Raw genomic sequence first — 16,207 nt, 5'->3', positions numbered from 1 at the left:
TAATATAATTTTATATTAAGTATTTTCTTTTTATGCTTTTACCAAAATATTTTTTAGAATTATTTTGTTCCATGATAATTTTTCCAGCATCTATCACAAGTCAAGCAGCAGCGAGTGGCAAAATTAGGGCAGTGACCAGAAGCTGTATACCCACTGTTAGTTGCCTTGGAATCATAGGCTATATTTTTTAGCCAATTAATCATATTTCTTTTTATTGTTATTAATTTCAAGAAATCACCTTCATTATAATATTAAAGTCAAGTTTTATAGTTATTATAGCATTTCACATCAATAAATTCGGTAACATATGATATAAATTCTTTAAATTGTGAACTAACCTTATTTTACGTTGTCAAATTAATGCGTTTTTCTCCTCTACGTTGCTTTAATATTTTTGTCTTTGTTTTACAAATTAATTAGCATTCTAACAAAACAGTTTCATCTGACTTTCCCTGCTCAACTTTACCTGAAATACTAAAATATCCAATAACACTTTTAATAAATGGAACTGCAGTATTTTAGAGATTAACGGAGAAGCTGACCATCTGCATATTTTATTTGAAGCCCCTCCACAGGTACAGCTGTCTAAACTTATAAATAATTTTAAAACAGTAACTTCCAGGCTGATTAGAAGAGACTATGCCGGTTACCTGGCTAATTTCTACTGGAAACCTTTCTTCTGGAGTGAAAGTTACCTTGTTCTTTCTACAGGTGGTGCCACCATTGATATTATCGAACAGTACATTGAGAACCAGTCTACTCCTTTTGAGTAGGAAAAACTAACTCCTCCTAAGCCTTCCCCTATAGAAGGGGATTGCGTTTTTCAGTTTTGTTCAACCATCCCATTAATTTTCATCTGTCACAAAGAATAAACCTTGTTGAGCCAGGTATAACATCCTCTGGGCATAATAAATTATAAGTTTTCTTTGCTTTTTAAACGATACTAGCATTAACTCTGGATAAGATATTGACTATAATTAAAATTCCATAATCTCTGCTGGCCTCTTACAGATATTGGTTCTTTGAATTTTTCTAAATCAGTTAATTCCCATACATAACGACCCGCTGTATAATCTCCAAATTCATATTCATTCCCTTCTATCGTTATTCCATCCCAGCCAATTTCAGCACTATCCTCCAAATCCTTAGAAATGTATATACAGCATCTTAAACATACTTTTGCAATTATCTTCCCCATAGGTAAATTATTCTTATTATTATATCCATGCTTTTTTAAAATACTTTTAAAAGGTTCTCTATCGCAAAGATCCATATAAACCTTCCCTTTTCCTGCATGGATAAGTAAATCTACTCTATAACTTGTTTTCCAACCTCTAGTTTCAAAATTTTTTTCTCCAATAGCTATAAGCGTAGCAAAAGGTTGTAGTATCGTTAAAACTTTCAATTTATTTATCCCTCCTAATTAATTCCTGTCACTATTTGCTATTTTTCTTATTTAAAATACATTTCTTGTTTTCTTTTAGGTAACTCAGGCTTTTGAAAGTTAACTACTTCCTGCTGTGAAAGAGGTCTTAAACTTATCCATACTTTTTGGATCTTATTCCAATAAAACAACCAGGCTTCATCTTTTTTTATTGCGCATCTGTAGGGTCTACTTAGAATATCTAGAAACACAAATCCCTTAGAATCCAATTCCTTCATCATAATATTCATCTCCTTTTCATACATGCAAAAACCTTTAATGGTATATCAAGCACTGAATTTCATGTTCTTCAATTTCTCAATAATTTTGTTCATATGTTCTGCTGCCACATTTTGAGCGATATTTCTATCTTCCTCGGTTTCAGCTTTATCACCCATAATTCCAACAAATTGCGATACCTTCAGGCCCAAATGTTCTTGTATTTCTTCATCCGTTCCTTCCGGAGCAACTAGGTAGTAACAAAGCAATGAATCTTTTTTCCCTATCCTATGTGCTCTATCTTCACACTGGCTGTGAACGGCAGGCGACCAGTCAAGTTCTCCAAATACTACACATGTAGCTTTTTGCAAGTTTAATCCTGAACCTGCTCTAAGTGAAATAATCAATATATTTGTTTCATCATTCATAAAGGCTTCAACTGATTTATCTTTTTGATTACTTGTTTCCAGACCCGTTATCTTCATAGGATTGTATTTTTTTAATTCATCCTCATATATTTTATATACTTCATGATGGTAAGCAAATAGCAATACCTTCTCACCTGCATCTAAAAGCATTTTTACAAACGCTGCTACATAAGGAGCCTTTGCAATTCCTATAGCTTGTCTGCCTTCATTGACAGCCTCTCTGGTCAACCTTCCTTTATCGAAATATTTTTTTACTGTATCAATTGTTTTGGCTTTTTCGACAGCGTCTTGAATTAATTCACTATACTTTCCAGTATCAAAATCTATTGTCTGGACAACTCTTCTCTTAGAAGGCAATTCTGCTAAAACCTGTTTTTTTGTTCTTCTTAACATCAAACCTTCCCTTTTTAAATAATCATTAAGTAGATCCGGCTTTCTTACAATGTCACTTCCATATCCGTAACACCACTCTCTAGTAAAGCTATCCCAATCTCCTACAACTCTCTGCCTATATGTTGTGCTCAGTATAGGACCTGCGTGCCGCCAACCTGAAGAATAATATTGCATTCCTGCTCTGGCCATATTGGATCTAACTAAGAATTGCCTTGCTTTTTCTATATCAGTCTCGGAATCGGAACGACTATAGGATTTTTTATACTCCTCCCTGCTATATGGAGTAAAATAAACTTCTTGAGCCAATTCTTCAGGATTATCTCTTACACACTTAAAAAGATTTGTAATTTCGCCGTCCAAATCATTCAATATTTCCGTATTACTCGGAGCTTTTGAAAAGAATACTGCCCCGAATCCAAAGAAAGGTTCTAAATAAATTTTATGTTTAGGCATCAGCTCAATTATTCTGTCTGCTATATTCCATTTTGAGCCCGGCCATTTTAATACTTTCAAAATTTCTACCTCCTGACATTTGCTTTTATTTCAAATTGTCATCATAAATCAATGGCTTTCCATCTTTATCTACAAGAACCTGCAGACCTATAGCATATCCATCACTATATTTCTCAGTCTGCAAATACATTACTCTTGTGCTTTTATCCACTAATGTTGAAATAGTCATTCCATTTATTGATCCATCATTAATTTCTTCTACTGATACAATCTTGAATTTACTATTGGAATCATATTTATAAGTAGATGGTTTATATTGATTAGTTGACGAATCACAACCAGCTAACATAACAATTACCAAGCACATTAAAATAACATCTATAATTTTCTTGTTCATATAATATCTCCTCATATATTAGAAAGACACCGGAATTGGTAAAGGAATTACATCTGTATCGTGTGTTCTGCTATCAACAGCTTTTCTTTCCACACTTACAAACTGGCTTTCATATTTCATTAATGTGTTATATATTCCATCTTTAGATATTTCTTTTTCCATTTCTTTACCTAGCTTAACAGCCTCTGTATCACTATCTTGTCCTACAACCTTTACCTCTTTACTATCGACGCCACAATAAACCTTAATTCCTTTATTAGAGTAGTCTATATCTTTCGGCAACTCATCATATATAAAGAATCCTACACAGTAATCACCGACAGCACCATTTATTGATTTTAGCTCTTCTTTAGTTAATGTATTTGTATAATCTTTGCTTTCAAATATTCTGGCATTATTTGCTTTTGCATGTTCTATTACACCTATCGGTATAACCAAAGATATCGTAATAATAGCAATTGCAATAATAAACCCAAAACTAAAGCTAGTGTCTTTCATTTTGACCCTCCTTTTTGCAATAATAAGCTATCGTCATAGATTCTCCAAAACTATAAAAGATACAGTAAGAGCAATACCTGTAAGTATAATTCCAATAATAGAAAGTATTACTCTCATAACTGCTGAAGCCCATAAAACATCTATAACTATTATTATCAACGGTAGTAGTATAGGTACGTAAATCACAAGCAAAGCTAATATAAAAAGTATTATAAAGATAGTTTTCTTACGTCTTAATTTAGATATCAGTACTTTATCATCATTTGCCTTTCTAATTTGAATATCTACTTTCTTGATAATTTTTTATAAAAGACAATCGGCAGTGCAATTATTGCAATAACAGCTGCAACTATCAACAAGAACGAAATTATTACCAGCATGGAGCATAAAACGACTTGAATGTATTCTGTAAAAGAAGTTAGCTCCGGATGAAATAAATTTGTGTTGTGTTCATAACAAATTTTTTATAAGTTTCAAACATTTCTTACTCTCCAATCTTTATCTTATTTATTTTTGTCTCTTATCAATCTAACTGGCATCATCGGGATTATATTCCTTCAAAGTGAATAATTTTTCGATACCGTATATTTTTCTTATGTCAACAATGCTATTATGCTTGTTCTCCATCAACTGTCTTACCTTCTCCGCCGCAACACTTGAACTGCAGGCTTCAACCTTGGAAATTTCGTCAATAATCTCCGAAAGTTCTGCTCTCTGTTTCGGATCAAGGTTGAATCTGATTGTTAACCTGTGAATTGCCTCTTTCTTTAGAGTCATACTGCCTCCTCCTCATTAAAAATAATTTATATTTTTATAAGAATTACTTTTTAAGTACCATCTTCCATCTGTATGGATATTTGTTTTCCTTGTCATCGCTTTTTATATACATGAAGTAAGCATCAAATAAAATACCTTTCCTACTTTTAAGATCCCTTATCCTCACCTTCCCATTTTTTAAAAGTTCCTTTACTATTGACTTGGTGGCTTTCTTGCCCATAGAGGCTAAATATTTGTCATCCTTCCATATGGCAAACCTGCACCCTGCTTTCCAGTTGCTGCATTCAAAGGCTTTTCTGCCCTCTATGACATCGTGACCACATTCGGGACACTTGCCCAATATCTTTGAAAGTTCACCTTTTTTGAGCACCATATCCGGAGCATTTTTGATTAAATCAACAGCCTCTCTTGTAAAATCATAAATGAGGCTTAAATATTGATCTTTTTTTATCTTGTTGTACTCTATATCAGACAATATCTTTTCAAGATGTCCCGTATAATTCAAATTAAACAAGCTTTTGACAGGAAAATTCTCAACCATCTTTCTCCCAAGGTCAGATATATAAAGGTATCTGCCCTTTTTGGTTATATAACCAGCACTTTTCAATTTTTCAATGGTATCGGCTCTGGTAGCAGCAGTACCGATTTTAAAGCCACTCAAAACATCTCCTAAAACAGATTCATTATTCTTCCGTGTGACTTTTTTACCACAGGACATCATGAGAACAATTAGTGATTTTTCAGTGTGGTGAAATGGAGGACTTGTAAAGTTTTCTTTTATCTCCGCATTTTCCATGGTAACTTTATCCAATACAGCTAAAGGCGGAAGTATACTATCTTTTGAATTAACATACTCAAGAATTTTCCAACCCTTATCCACTTCAATCCTTCCTTTTACATAAAAATCACCCCGTAATCCTTCAACACATACAATGATTCTGGTTTCCTCGTATCTGGCAGGCTTTAGAAACTGCATTAAAAATCTGTTTTTTATGGCATTATATACGATTTTTTCATCCCTAGTAAGATTTTCAGGCACTATATAAGTAGGTGTCAAAGCACTATGTCCCGATACCTTGCTGCTATCAAATATTCTCCTGGAATCATCAAATTTTGCATCAAGACTGCCTTTTAAAAGTTCAAATACTTTTCTCATTTTATCTACAAGACTCTCCTCCAGATACATACTTTCGGTACGTGGATACGTAATGAATGATTTTTCATAAAGTGACTGTGCTGTTTTTAAAACCTTGTCGGATGTCCAGGCTGGATTCTTAGATGTAATATATCCCTGTAAAGTCGATAAATTAAACAGATGCGGTGAATTCTCCGTCTTGCTGGTAGTCTTTTTATTTTTTATTACACCCTTTCTGTTTACAATTGACAAAATTTCAGGAAGTTCCTTTTCATTTTTAAACTTATCCTGCTTGTCCTTAAAATAAACAGCTGAAAATCTTTCACCATTTTCATTTATAAAAATTGCCATCAGCTTGAAATATTTTTCAGGCACAAACTTCTTTATGACCATATCCCTGTCATAAACAAGCTTGAGAGTTGGCATCAGCACTCTTCCAACATTAAGTACGCCTTTTCCAGCTACATATTTAAGGGTAGCTACACTTGTGAGATTTATCCCTATAAGCCAGTCTGACCACTGCCTGCATACAGCCGCATCCTTAAGTGATTTCATTTCACTGTTGAGTATGGGATTTTCAAATCCTTTTTTTACATCTTCAGGTGTCCATTCATTTCTGAGCACCCTGTACACAGGCTTATTGACTTTTAAAAAGTCAATTATTGTGTCCCCTATAAGTTGCCCTTCCCTGTCTGCATCAGTAGCAACAATGAAATTTTCTATGTCATTTCTCTGTACAAGCCTTTTTATTATGCTCAATTGTTTTTCATAGCTTTTGATTTTTTTGTATCTGAACTTTTGCGGTATGAAAGGGAAATTGTCCATGTCCCATCTTGCCATTTCCGGTTCATAGTCCCTGGCATCATATAACTTCAGAAGATGTCCGGATGCCCAGGTTATCACATATTTTTCACCTTCCATGTATCCATTTTGTTTGATTTTACATTCAAGTGCCTGTGCTATCTTTTGGGCCACATTCGGCTTTTCGGCTAATACCAGCTGTTTCAAAGTATTTCCTGCTCCTTTCAACGTCAATTTTGTTTACAATATATATATTTACATAATATTACAAATGTAATCTGACAGATATTTTCTGACTTTCCTGCATGCATTTCTATAGTATCTACTGACAGAATTCTGAGAAATTCCAATGATTTGTGCTATTTCTCTCTGTTTAAACCCCTCTGATTTTAATACAAGTATCTTTTGATACATTTGGGGAAGCTTATCTATACAATTTTTTATATCAAGTCTCAGTGATATATATTCTTCCAAATTGAAATTATCTGAAATAATTTCAGAAAAAACCACCTGTTTTTTTACACTGGAGTCCTTAATGACATAGTCCAGTGACAAAGGATACGTGATTTTGTGTACATCTGAAATTTGCTTGAAAACATTATTATCAGAATCAAAAAATTTAGTTCTACTTCTCAGAAATAATAATATTTCTCCCTTGATTTTTATATACGCATATGTTGAAAACTTGTATCCTTTATGTACATCAAAATTTCGGGCCGCTTTTATAAGCCCTATGCATCCGACTTGAAAAATATCATCATATCCAAAATTTGAACACTTTGAATACTTTTTACTTATATCTCCAACTAACCCCATATTATCCTCTACAACTTTTTTCAAATCATTCACTGTCCAATTTCTCCTTTGCAAAATTTATTTATCATCCATCTCCTGCTTTATTCTTTATCCTTTCCATAATGCTCCTGTTATCTAAATTTTCATCAAATTCAATATCATCTTTTTCTCTAAGTAATCTTTGCTGCATTTCGCTCTCAAGTTTGCTGTAACATTGTACGGCATTATTCCTATTTTTAAAATTATTTAATCCCTGTGCATTTCTATAATTCCCTTCCAGTACCTGAATAAATTTATTTTTCCGCATGAGCCAGTCAAAGTTACACCCCGCCCATTTATTGTTCCTACCGGATAGGAAATCACTTTCTTCAACCATTTTAAACACTGTAATAAATGGCTTCATGGATTTATACTCTTTCCATCTGGCCTTTAAATTCGTACATCTATCGGAAGTACGCTTGATTACTTTAGGAAGAGATACACATATACTGTTAAAAGCATTGAATATCTCATCATAAGGGATTTTATCCCGTGATGCGTTTTTTTCATCAAGCAGACTTTGCTGCTCCTGCTCAACGGGTATATCTATATCTTTTGAAATCTCTGTGTTAATCTCTGTAGAAGTCTCTGGTAATGGTTGGGGCAAATTGCCCTTATGCATTGGTGCATTCTGCACTTTTCCATTGGTGCATTTTGCACTAATGCATTGGCTGATACCCTCCAATTTTTCGAAATTTATAGTGTACCATTTTGTCCTGTCTCTGGCTTCCTTGTTGTAATTTCCAGTTATTATCAGTTCCTTGTTTTCAAGGGACTTAAAAGCTCTTTTAAGAGTATCAAGACTCCAGAAATCAAAAGCATCCTCATGCCATTTTTTCATGCTGTTATATGTCCAGTAATGACCGTCATGAAAGTTTATGCCTTTTTTCTTATTGTTCTCAATCCAATAGTTAAGCTGTTGTAGTACTATACTTTCATTCAATCCGATTATCTTTGCTAAAGCTCTGTTTATTACTATTGGGTACTCATTAAATACAAGTGCGTTCATAGTTACTCCTCCGTTAGACGCGGCTTGATATTTTAGCAGTCTACAAGCCTGACAGCAACAGATATTTCTCTCTTACTGCTTGTCCTCCTCTTATGCCTCTCTCACTTTTGTTAAAATCCAGCACTTCCCGTACTTCTTTGGCAAGTACATTGTCCAGAGCTGGTAATCTCATGGTACAATCGTTGAATATAGTACTCTTGGAAACATGAAATACCTTTGCGGCATCTCTCACAGTTACCTTGCTTGATATTAAATATTTGCCTACATTCACTGCCCTGTCTTTTACACAATCTCTCATGCTATACACCTCCTGCTAAATCAGTTGTCTGAATTTTTATAATCCAAATAAGCTTTTTCAAACATGGATCTGAATGATGGTTCTTCCGGACATCTATGTAAAAGCTCCAATTGATTTAAAACCTTTGAAGCAAGCTTATTTCCATTTTTATCATCCTGAATTATCTTTTCATATTCACCTTCATTCAGCTTTTTCACAATATCATAACTGCTCATATGCACATCCGTTTCCTCCTCATGAACATCTATGTCTACAGTAATATCTTTGCCGTTATTAACAGATACGGCCAATCCCAGTGACTGGATATAAATACATCTTTCCAACGTAACATATTGAGTAATATTCAAACTTCTCAGCACAATAAAATCCTCTATTCTCTTTGTTTGTTCTGTAATTCCAAAATTTGGGTTTCTGAGTAAATCATTTTAAGATTATTTGACTACTATATCCCTTGTTTGGCCACAACCTTCAGGAAAATTTTCCTTAAGGTTATCTTGTTTTACTCCTGCTAACATCCTTTCTCTAACCTTAACCCTCTCTATCTCTTCAAGTTTTCTTGCGTATTCAATCCGTTCACTGAATGTGAATTCCTTTCGGTTCTCATTTTCAGATATTTCAAGTTTGAGCTGGTGCTCATAATCTTTTACAGTCATCACCCTTACTTCTACCTGTTTATATCTAAGATATTTCATGGCCTTGATTCTTCTCTCACCGGCTATGAGCTGAAACTCCGGAGTAACAACTGGCGGGTTTATAAGTCCACTTTCCTTAATGTCCTCCGCTAGTTCGACAATATTGCCGAAATCCTTTCTTATCCTTTTTCCAACTTTTATCTTGTTAATATCAATCAACATCTAAAAAACTTCCTTTACAATGTATTCAAATAAGTCAACCGTGCTTGTTCCTACACAGCCAACAAAAATACAAGCATTAATAATCCATACATAATCAGCCCTGAAAATACAACATATACAATGCTCCAATTGATAAAGTACTTGTTTTTTGATTCCTCAGATTCCTCATTTTCTGTATTTTCCATATGTAATCTCATATCCGTACCCGGCTCCTTTTCAAAATTGTTATTTTACCTGAGACTCTATTTGAAATATCCTTACTTCTATTTGTAATGCTCAAGTTATACATGTGTTCCCAATAACCAGCTTCATCCCTGTAACCATCTATAAATCCCAGTGCTTCTCTTAAAAGTTCTTTAAGATATTCATTTTCTTTTTCCAGTTTCTCAAACTCTTTATTTTCCATATATCTCCCTTCAGTTCTTTAAAATACTTTATCTTTAACAATATTTGAGAAATTCTTTTAATTCCATATTTGTCATAGCCTCTATATCAATTACAGTTTCTCCCGTGTTAGGATTATACAACTCACCATTATGATCCATTTTGCAATCTTTAACCAACTTTGTAACTTCTTTGGCATCTGAATTTTCATTTCGGTTAAGATTTACTTTTACTTTGCCATCGTAGTTATATCCTATCATCATGGCCGTAACCATATCAGTTAGTTTAATGTCATTTTCTTTAGCAAAATTTCCTAAAATAGAAACCGCCGTTATAAATTTATCTTCATCCATGTTTTTACCAGAAAATTCCATGCCATTATCATTAAATTCCAACTTCATATAACTTTTCATATTTCATCCTTTAATCTTTTAAGGTACTCTGCAAATCCAGACGTATTTCCTTTAAACCCGGCTGCAATATACTTAATAGGGATATCGGAAATATCATCAATAGCCGTTTTTACTTTTTCCTGTGGTTTTTGTGGTTTTTCAGTCATCTCAATATGCTCTTTAAACTTATTAAGGTTTATCAGGATTTCCATATATATGTTTTTCTCTTCCCCCGTAGACTTATCAAGTTTTCTTTGATACTGGTCGATTAAACATTGTAAATATCCATTCATTGCTCCTCGTCCTCCTTCAGTTTTTGAACAATCAGCTCGTCCAGCTTCTGGCTGATTTTAATTGTCCTTTCATCAAGCAATCCATACAAGGAAATACATCTATTTAATTCTTCTTTCAAATCTTCCATGTTAGTACCAGTCTCCATTGGCCATCACATGCAACCAGTCGCCATCACTCAGCATCACTTTCAGATAATTTTCTTTCCCTTCCACCTTTATTGGTATGTGTTTTTCAGGGTATTCCCATACCTCGTAAAATCTCTTGCAAAACTTTGTAAAAAGTTCTTTATCTAAAATATTAAGTTTGTTATATCCCTCGATGCTCTCTGCTCTAAACATCCTTGCCCTCCTCCATGAACCACTTGCCGTATAAAATTTCTTCAATCGAAACTGGTTTATAAAATTGATTTTCAAAAACAGTCAGCTTTCCAGATGATTCAGGTTTGTAATAATACCTAATTCCTCTGCAGTCACAATAAATTGTTTTACCTTCATGAAATGCTCTAAAGGCTGCCATCCTGTCAACCGAGGCATTGACCAACCTGAACCTACTCCTTAATGTAAAATCTGACAGCACAGGTTGTCCTTCTTGATTTACAACCCTTCCATCTCCATCCAGGGCAATCACTATTCCTCTAACTGATTTGTAAGCTTCCTCCGCAACAAATTGAAATTTTAACTTCGGATTTCTCCCAAGTTTGTCTATTACCTGTCCCAACGTATATTCAACCATTAGCTTTTCCTCCCTTTTTCACAAATCCATATAATCCAGCCCATTCTAAAAACTCTCTTTTAGGAATTCTTATAGGTTTACTTACAGGCAATTTAGGAAAATCCTTATGCCTAGCAATTTCATAAGACTTGCTTTTCCCTATCCTTAAAATCTTCTGCACTTCCTTAATTGTTATTACTTCAGGAAGAGAATTTATATATTCATCCAATGTCAAAACCCCCCTTATATATTTTTGTGAACTACATCATTTCGTAGAATTATCAATTAGAAGGTAGTAATGTCAATGATATCCGAATTTAATCTTTATTAAACTATTAGTTTTTCATCCTCATTCATTTTTCATCTAGTTTCCAGCCAATATTGCCTTTGTCATCACTCATAACTATCGCAGTTTTCTCATATTGATCGGTTAAAGTAATTACATTTTTATGTGTCATTTCCAATGTAATGTAGTTCATGTCAAAACGCTTTTCTATTTCCTTCAAGATGTAAAACTGATCAATAGTTTGTACCTTTATTTCATATCACCTGACTTTATATTGACTAAAAATTGACCAGATCGGATTATTCAGCTTTTTTCAAACCTTAAATTTCCCTTATCTACTTTCTTCCACAATATATGTAAAACCAATGAATTTTTACTTACACCTATTTCCTTAGCTCTATTAGAAAGTTCTATATTTAACTTTTTAGGAATTCTTATTGTAATTCTTTGTTTTGCCGTCAAGTATTTATTTTTTTCCCTTCTTATGTTATAGTTATGATGTCATTTTGATGGCAAGGAGGTATTTTTGTGGCTTCTGAATTATCAAAATTTACTCTGAGAATTCCAACTGAATTATTACAGAAACTACGTATTATAGCCGAAAATCACGGTCGTTCTGTCAATAAAGAAATTGAAATGGTTATAAAAGAGTATATTAAGCAAAACATAGAAATTTAATTGTTATTCACATCTTGGCTAATCACTAAAAGAATGTATTCACTAACAGACATTCCTTTTCTATTAGCCATTTCTTTTATTTGTTCCAATAGCTCTGAAGATATAGTTAACGTGAACTTTTTCTTCTCCATTTCCACCCTCCTTTCTAAATTCTTAAATTTTCTTTGAAGATATGTTTATTAATTAAGCTTAAACACTTCCTCAACTTTTTTGCCCAGCGTTGAGGATATCTTTTGCATTACTTCTAAACTTGGATTAGTTCTTCTTCCATGCTCTAAATTAGAAATATAACTTGGTGCTAATCCTGTACGCTTAGCAATGTCATAAATCGATATTCCAAGTTTTTGTCTTAAAGCTTTTATTTTATTCAATTGTTTTGCCTCCTCATTTTCTATAAGAGTATAGTATCATATTCTATTAGAGAACATCAAATTTAAAATACTCCTATAGAGAATGATTTTAAGAATTAATCATATTCTATCAGAGAATTACTTTATAAATCTTTAAATTCCTATTGACTTTAATTTTCTGTCAGAATATAATGTATTCTATAAGAAAACATTAAGGAGATAAAAAATGATTGGTGATAATATTAGAAAAATAAGAGAAGCTAACAAATTAGGACTGAACGAAACCGCAAGAAGAGCTGGAATAAGTGCTGGCTACCTTAGTTCTCTAGAAAGAGGAGAAAAAAAGAACCCCTCCATGGACTCATTAAAAAAAATAGCAGATGCTTTAGGTGTTTCAGTAAACGATTTTTTTGACGATAAATATAATATCAATGAAGACAACGAATTTAATCCGACTCTTTCCGTGAAGGAACAGAAAAAATTAGATAAACAGGCCCAGGATATAGTAAATAATTTGTCTGTCTCATTATCAAAAAATAAAAATTCACTTGAAGATGAGGATTATGAAATACTTCAGGCAAGTATAAGTGCGGCATTACAATCTCTTACTTTAAAAAATAAAAAGAAATTCACTCCTAAAAAATACAGAGTGAACAAAAAGAAAAAAGATGAGTAAATTTCATTTTGGGGGATGGGATAATTGTTTATTGAAAATTATATTCAAAGAAAAGTAAATAAGTTAATAAAAAAATCAGCTACTTCAAATCCTGAAATAATTATGAGAACTACATTGAAACATATAGATTTTAATTACGCACCTCTTTCTAAAAACTTAAATGGATATTATTTGTATTTATCAAAAAACAAAAGGGTAATAAGAGTAAATTCTTCACTTGATGAAATTAAGAAACAATTTGTATTATTCCATGAAACCGGTCACTGTGTACTGGAGCATGAAGATCAAGTTCTATTGGACAGAGCAGATTCAATGGATTCAGTGGATAAATTAAGAAATGAATATGATGCCAACTTATTTGCTTCATATTTTTTTAAGATACATAACAATATAGATAAAAATAATTTAAATGGTATTTGTCTCCCAGAATATATTAAATATTTAATATCTAAATTCTTATAAATTATCTTTAAAGGAGGTGGTATACGTGTAAGGATATTATTATTTTTTAATTTTATACCAAACATTAGTTTGCTAAGGAGGTAATTTAATTGAAAGGAAGTATTATTAAGCGAAATAATTCTTATTCCATAGTTATTGACGTAGGTAGGGACGCCTTTGGCAGACGTAAGCAACGATGGTTTAGTGGATTTAAGAATAAAGATGAAGCTGAAAAACAATTACCAAGAATACTTGTCAAACTTGAAGATGGGGAATTAATTGACAACAACAATATTACCCTTGGTAATTTTTTAGATGACTGGTTAAAAGGTAAAATCAAAAAAGATAACTTGTCGCCTACTACAATAGACGGATATAACAATATTATATACAATCATGTAATACCTGTCATCGGTAAATTAAAATTACAAAACATTAAGCCTTATAATCTGCAAAAATATTTTGATTTAAAAAGTGAATCTTTATCACCTAGGACATTGTCAAATCATAAAAGAGTCTTGAGTTCTGCTCTTTTATATGCATTAGACATGGATCTCATAGGAAAAAATCCATTGGCTAAAGTAAAATTACCACGACAGAAAAAAGAAGAAACCAAAATTTTAAGTGCGGATCAATGTAACCTGCTTTTAGAAGAAGTCCAAGGCAATCTAACATTAAAAATGCCTGTTACATTAGCATTGCTTTTAGGTATGCGTCGTGGTGAAGTTTTGGGACTCAGCTGGGATGCCGTAAACTTAGATAATAAAACAATAAGTGTAATACAAAATTTAGAGTATATAAGTGGCAAATATTATTTTAAGGAACCAAAAACTTTAAAAAGCAAAAGAACTATAGCTATTCCAAAATCACTAGTTCCTATATTAAGAGAACACTACAGATGGCAATGTGAGATGAAAGTAAGAAGCAGAAATACCTGGGGTACAGATAAAAATTTAGTATGTACCAGAAAAGTAAATGGTCTTCCTATAACCCCACATGTGCTATCTTTCATGTTCAGTAATTTTTTAAAGACTCATAACTTCCCTCATATAAGATTTCACGATTTAAGGCATACAAATGCAAGTTTAATGCTAACAGCTGGAGTTAGTACTAAAGTTGCCAGTAGTAGGTTGGGACATAGTAAAGCATCTATAACTTTAGATTTGTATTCACATGTAATGGAATCTATCGACCGTGAAGCTGCTGAAAAAATAGCTATGTTAATTAAAAGCAGTAAAAATACACATAAAAAAACACAGGCTTAAATGTATAATAATACATAGCTCATAGATTGTCTGTTTAAATTCCATGTTTGCAAATATGTTTGCAAATGGATTTTCTATTTCTGTAACTATTGATATAACTGGCCTTACGCCACTTATAGACAGGATGGTTTCGAACTGTCTTATACAGTTTTTACTCTATCATTATATGCCATAAAGTTAGGAAAATCAAGGTTTTTGATAAATATCATTATAACAATCAATTGTAATCATTGACACTACAAACAGCTCATGTTATCGTTGTAGTGCAAGTTGCTATAAACAAAATTTGGTGGCATGAAAGGATGGTATTTATGGATTACTTTGAATTACTGCGCTATAGAAAATCTACCAGAAAGTTTACGCAGGAACAAATATCTCAGGACAATTTAGCCGACATACTAGCCGCTGCAAATAGCGCCCCAGTAGGCAGTAATCAGTATAAGGACATACATTTGACCGTCGTACAGAGCAGATATATACTTGATAAGCTCTCAGAAGCTTCCGCTAAGCGCTGGGAGGATAAAGCTAAGATGAAAAAGATCATAGGCGATACCTCTAATGTTGAACTAAACCAGAAAGCTTTCGATCCATTTTACGGCGCTCCGACAGTAATTTTTGTATCTCACAGGAAACAGGATTTACAACCAGGCATTGAGTTTTCAAATGTCGCATGCATTACCTACTCTATGCACTTGGCTGCCACAAATCTTGGCTTGGGCAGCGTATTTATGTGGGGTTCCCTTGAAGCAATGCGCGAAATTCCTGAACTTGACAATACAGCGATATTGAACCTCCCCGATGACTTTGAACCACTGTTAGGCATTGCCATCGGCCATCCGGAACAGAAACTTAGCGCATGGGATATAAAGACAGATAAAATAACAATTAATTACCTATGACAATATAAATAAAAAACATTAAAAAGTTTCCTCATTTAAACATTATATGTGTATCATCTTCTATACTACTTTTACCTTTACAAAACAATGCAATGAACTCTGTATTAGTTATTCTATTTTCATGCATAACTACGTCAATTGCACTCGAGATGCTACAATTTTCCACTAAACAAATTTCTTCCACCTTTTTTATGAACTCTAACTTTGTCATTATACTTACCCCCTTAAGATTTATTAATTATTTATAACAATCTCTACATTCATATTCAATTTTAGTTTTATTTGAATATTTAAATATGTAAAATAATAATA

Annotated in this window: 31 protein-coding genes; 6 read left to right on the top strand and 25 right to left on the bottom strand. The window is 33.0% G+C overall.

All coding sequences use genetic code 11. From position 1 onward, the window contains the following. Positions 1-59: 59 nt before the first annotated feature. On the bottom strand, positions 60-230 hold the full coding sequence (locus J5G60_RS09435) for a hypothetical protein (RefSeq protein WP_179977737.1): 171 nt from the start codon (positions 228-230) through the stop codon (positions 60-62). A 249-nt stretch (positions 231-479) separates the two neighbouring features. On the opposite strand from J5G60_RS09435, the gene tnpA reads away from it, so the two are divergent. Beyond that, the gene (gene tnpA, locus J5G60_RS19200) at positions 480-773 is read left to right on the top strand and encodes an IS200/IS605 family transposase (protein ID WP_442870518.1); all 294 of its coding nucleotides are present in this window, start codon (positions 480-482) and stop codon (positions 771-773) included. A 176-nt stretch (positions 774-949) separates the two neighbouring features. Here tnpA and J5G60_RS09425 read toward each other — a convergent pair whose 3' ends face one another. The 21 genes from J5G60_RS09425 to J5G60_RS09320 form a co-directional block, all read right to left on the bottom strand. Beyond that, the gene (locus J5G60_RS09425; RefSeq protein WP_150358192.1) at positions 950-1,405 is read right to left on the bottom strand and encodes an ASCH domain-containing protein; all 456 of its coding nucleotides are present in this window, start codon (positions 1,403-1,405) and stop codon (positions 950-952) included. A gap of 47 nt (positions 1,406-1,452) precedes the next feature. Continuing rightward, the gene (locus J5G60_RS09420) at positions 1,453-1,665 is read right to left on the bottom strand and encodes a hypothetical protein (protein WP_150358193.1); all 213 of its coding nucleotides are present in this window, start codon (positions 1,663-1,665) and stop codon (positions 1,453-1,455) included. Between the two features lie 45 nt (positions 1,666-1,710). Beyond that, positions 1,711-2,976 carry a DNA adenine methylase gene (locus J5G60_RS09415; protein WP_150358194.1) on the bottom strand — a complete coding sequence of 422 codons (1,266 nt, stop codon included), beginning with the start codon at positions 2,974-2,976 and terminating at the stop codon, positions 1,711-1,713. 25 nt (positions 2,977-3,001) lie between these two features. Continuing rightward, positions 3,002-3,313, bottom strand: a complete 312-nt coding sequence (locus tag J5G60_RS09405; RefSeq protein WP_207708016.1) for a DUF6440 family protein — start codon at positions 3,311-3,313, stop codon at positions 3,002-3,004. Between the two features lie 18 nt (positions 3,314-3,331). Further along, positions 3,332-3,811 (bottom strand): hypothetical protein, encoded by a 480-nt coding sequence (locus tag J5G60_RS09400; protein WP_150358195.1) that lies wholly within the window; start codon positions 3,809-3,811, stop codon positions 3,332-3,334. A 528-nt stretch (positions 3,812-4,339) separates the two neighbouring features. Then, positions 4,340-4,588, bottom strand: coding sequence for a hypothetical protein (locus tag J5G60_RS09395; protein ID WP_150358196.1), 249 nt, complete (start codon positions 4,586-4,588; stop codon positions 4,340-4,342). Between the two features lie 43 nt (positions 4,589-4,631). Beyond that, positions 4,632-6,731, bottom strand: coding sequence for a type IA DNA topoisomerase (locus J5G60_RS09390; RefSeq protein WP_150358197.1), 2,100 nt, complete (start codon positions 6,729-6,731; stop codon positions 4,632-4,634). Positions 6,732-6,779: 48 nt separating this feature from the next. After that, positions 6,780-7,373 carry a sigma-70 family RNA polymerase sigma factor gene (locus J5G60_RS09385; RefSeq protein ID WP_150358198.1) on the bottom strand — a complete coding sequence of 198 codons (594 nt, stop codon included), beginning with the start codon at positions 7,371-7,373 and terminating at the stop codon, positions 6,780-6,782. Positions 7,374-7,404: 31 nt separating this feature from the next. Further along, positions 7,405-8,367, bottom strand: coding sequence for a hypothetical protein (locus J5G60_RS09380; protein WP_150358199.1), 963 nt, complete (start codon positions 8,365-8,367; stop codon positions 7,405-7,407). A gap of 40 nt (positions 8,368-8,407) precedes the next feature. Next, positions 8,408-8,665, bottom strand: a complete 258-nt coding sequence (locus J5G60_RS09375) for a sporulation transcriptional regulator SpoIIID (protein ID WP_150358200.1) — start codon at positions 8,663-8,665, stop codon at positions 8,408-8,410. A 20-nt stretch (positions 8,666-8,685) separates the two neighbouring features. Beyond that, on the bottom strand, positions 8,686-9,024 hold the full coding sequence (locus J5G60_RS09370) for a hypothetical protein (protein ID WP_150358201.1): 339 nt from the start codon (positions 9,022-9,024) through the stop codon (positions 8,686-8,688). A 72-nt stretch (positions 9,025-9,096) separates the two neighbouring features. Beyond that, positions 9,097-9,519: a ParB N-terminal domain-containing protein gene (locus tag J5G60_RS09365; protein WP_150358202.1), complete on the bottom strand. Its 423-nt coding sequence runs from the start codon at positions 9,517-9,519 to the stop codon at positions 9,097-9,099. Positions 9,520-9,569: 50 nt separating this feature from the next. Beyond that, positions 9,570-9,716: a hypothetical protein gene (locus tag J5G60_RS09360; RefSeq protein WP_179977738.1), complete on the bottom strand. Its 147-nt coding sequence runs from the start codon at positions 9,714-9,716 to the stop codon at positions 9,570-9,572. Beyond that, entirely contained in the window at positions 9,713-9,925 is a 213-nt protein-coding gene (locus J5G60_RS09355) for a hypothetical protein (protein WP_150358203.1), read from the bottom strand. Before J5G60_RS09355 ends, J5G60_RS09360 begins: the two co-directional genes overlap by 4 nt. Positions 9,926-9,959: 34 nt before the next feature. Then, complete coding sequence (locus J5G60_RS18880) at positions 9,960-10,316, bottom strand: hypothetical protein (protein WP_236035226.1); 357 nt, start codon at positions 10,314-10,316, stop codon at positions 9,960-9,962. Further along, complete coding sequence (locus J5G60_RS09345; protein WP_150358204.1) at positions 10,313-10,588, bottom strand: hypothetical protein; 276 nt, start codon at positions 10,586-10,588, stop codon at positions 10,313-10,315. The genes J5G60_RS18880 and J5G60_RS09345 overlap by 4 nt, the downstream gene beginning before the upstream one ends. Continuing rightward, positions 10,585-10,716: an aspartyl-phosphate phosphatase Spo0E family protein gene (locus J5G60_RS09340; RefSeq protein ID WP_150358205.1), complete on the bottom strand. Its 132-nt coding sequence runs from the start codon at positions 10,714-10,716 to the stop codon at positions 10,585-10,587. Before J5G60_RS09340 ends, J5G60_RS09345 begins: the two co-directional genes overlap by 4 nt. Before the next feature lies 1 nt (position 10,717). Next, on the bottom strand, positions 10,718-10,927 hold the full coding sequence (locus J5G60_RS09335) for a hypothetical protein (protein ID WP_150358206.1): 210 nt from the start codon (positions 10,925-10,927) through the stop codon (positions 10,718-10,720). Next, positions 10,920-11,321: a hypothetical protein gene (locus tag J5G60_RS09330; RefSeq protein ID WP_150358207.1), complete on the bottom strand. Its 402-nt coding sequence runs from the start codon at positions 11,319-11,321 to the stop codon at positions 10,920-10,922. Before J5G60_RS09330 ends, J5G60_RS09335 begins: the two co-directional genes overlap by 8 nt. Continuing rightward, positions 11,314-11,529 (bottom strand): helix-turn-helix domain-containing protein, encoded by a 216-nt coding sequence (locus tag J5G60_RS09325; protein ID WP_179977739.1) that lies wholly within the window; start codon positions 11,527-11,529, stop codon positions 11,314-11,316. Before J5G60_RS09325 ends, J5G60_RS09330 begins: the two co-directional genes overlap by 8 nt. Before the next feature lie 360 nt (positions 11,530-11,889). Then, on the bottom strand, positions 11,890-12,048 hold the full coding sequence (locus J5G60_RS09320; protein ID WP_179977740.1) for a hypothetical protein: 159 nt from the start codon (positions 12,046-12,048) through the stop codon (positions 11,890-11,892). A 66-nt stretch (positions 12,049-12,114) separates the two neighbouring features. Here J5G60_RS09320 and J5G60_RS09315 point away from each other — a divergent pair, with 66 nt between their 5' ends. Continuing rightward, on the top strand, positions 12,115-12,264 hold the full coding sequence (locus J5G60_RS09315) for an Arc family DNA-binding protein (protein WP_150358209.1): 150 nt from the start codon (positions 12,115-12,117) through the stop codon (positions 12,262-12,264). On the opposite strand, the gene J5G60_RS09310 is transcribed toward J5G60_RS09315, so the two are convergent. After that, positions 12,261-12,395, bottom strand: a complete 135-nt coding sequence (locus tag J5G60_RS09310) for a DUF6364 family protein (protein ID WP_150358210.1) — start codon at positions 12,393-12,395, stop codon at positions 12,261-12,263. The two genes, J5G60_RS09315 and J5G60_RS09310, sit on opposite strands and share 4 nt — an antisense overlap. A 48-nt stretch (positions 12,396-12,443) precedes the next feature. Further along, positions 12,444-12,635: a helix-turn-helix transcriptional regulator gene (locus J5G60_RS09305; protein ID WP_150358211.1), complete on the bottom strand. Its 192-nt coding sequence runs from the start codon at positions 12,633-12,635 to the stop codon at positions 12,444-12,446. 205 nt (positions 12,636-12,840) lie between these two features. Between J5G60_RS09305 and J5G60_RS09300 the strand changes: the two genes are divergently transcribed. The 4 genes from J5G60_RS09300 (at position 12,841) to J5G60_RS09285 (ending at position 15,895) form a co-directional block, all read left to right on the top strand. Next, entirely contained in the window at positions 12,841-13,290 is a 450-nt protein-coding gene (locus tag J5G60_RS09300) for a helix-turn-helix domain-containing protein (protein WP_150358212.1), read from the top strand. A 24-nt stretch (positions 13,291-13,314) separates the two neighbouring features. Further along, entirely contained in the window at positions 13,315-13,752 is a 438-nt protein-coding gene (locus J5G60_RS09295) for an ImmA/IrrE family metallo-endopeptidase (protein WP_150358213.1), read from the top strand. A gap of 89 nt (positions 13,753-13,841) precedes the next feature. Continuing rightward, complete coding sequence (locus tag J5G60_RS09290) at positions 13,842-14,996, top strand: tyrosine-type recombinase/integrase (RefSeq protein ID WP_150358214.1); 1,155 nt, start codon at positions 13,842-13,844, stop codon at positions 14,994-14,996. A gap of 311 nt (positions 14,997-15,307) precedes the next feature. Then, the gene (locus J5G60_RS09285) at positions 15,308-15,895 is read left to right on the top strand and encodes a nitroreductase family protein (RefSeq protein ID WP_150358215.1); all 588 of its coding nucleotides are present in this window, start codon (positions 15,308-15,310) and stop codon (positions 15,893-15,895) included. A gap of 31 nt (positions 15,896-15,926) precedes the next feature. Here the strand turns inward: J5G60_RS09285 and J5G60_RS09280 are convergent, their stop codons facing one another. After that, a complete protein-coding gene (locus J5G60_RS09280; RefSeq protein ID WP_150358216.1) occupies positions 15,927-16,106 on the bottom strand; it encodes a hypothetical protein in 180 nt (59 codons plus the stop codon). Positions 16,107-16,207 lie beyond the last annotated feature (101 nt).

The sequence above is a fragment of the Clostridium sp. HV4-5-A1G genome, assembly GCF_900184915.1.
Taxonomy (GTDB): Bacteria; Bacillota; Clostridia; order Clostridiales; family Clostridiaceae; genus Clostridium_B; species Clostridium_B aromativorans.
The sequence above is the reverse complement of the archived record's forward strand: the minus strand, read 5'-3'. Positions and strand labels throughout refer to the sequence as shown.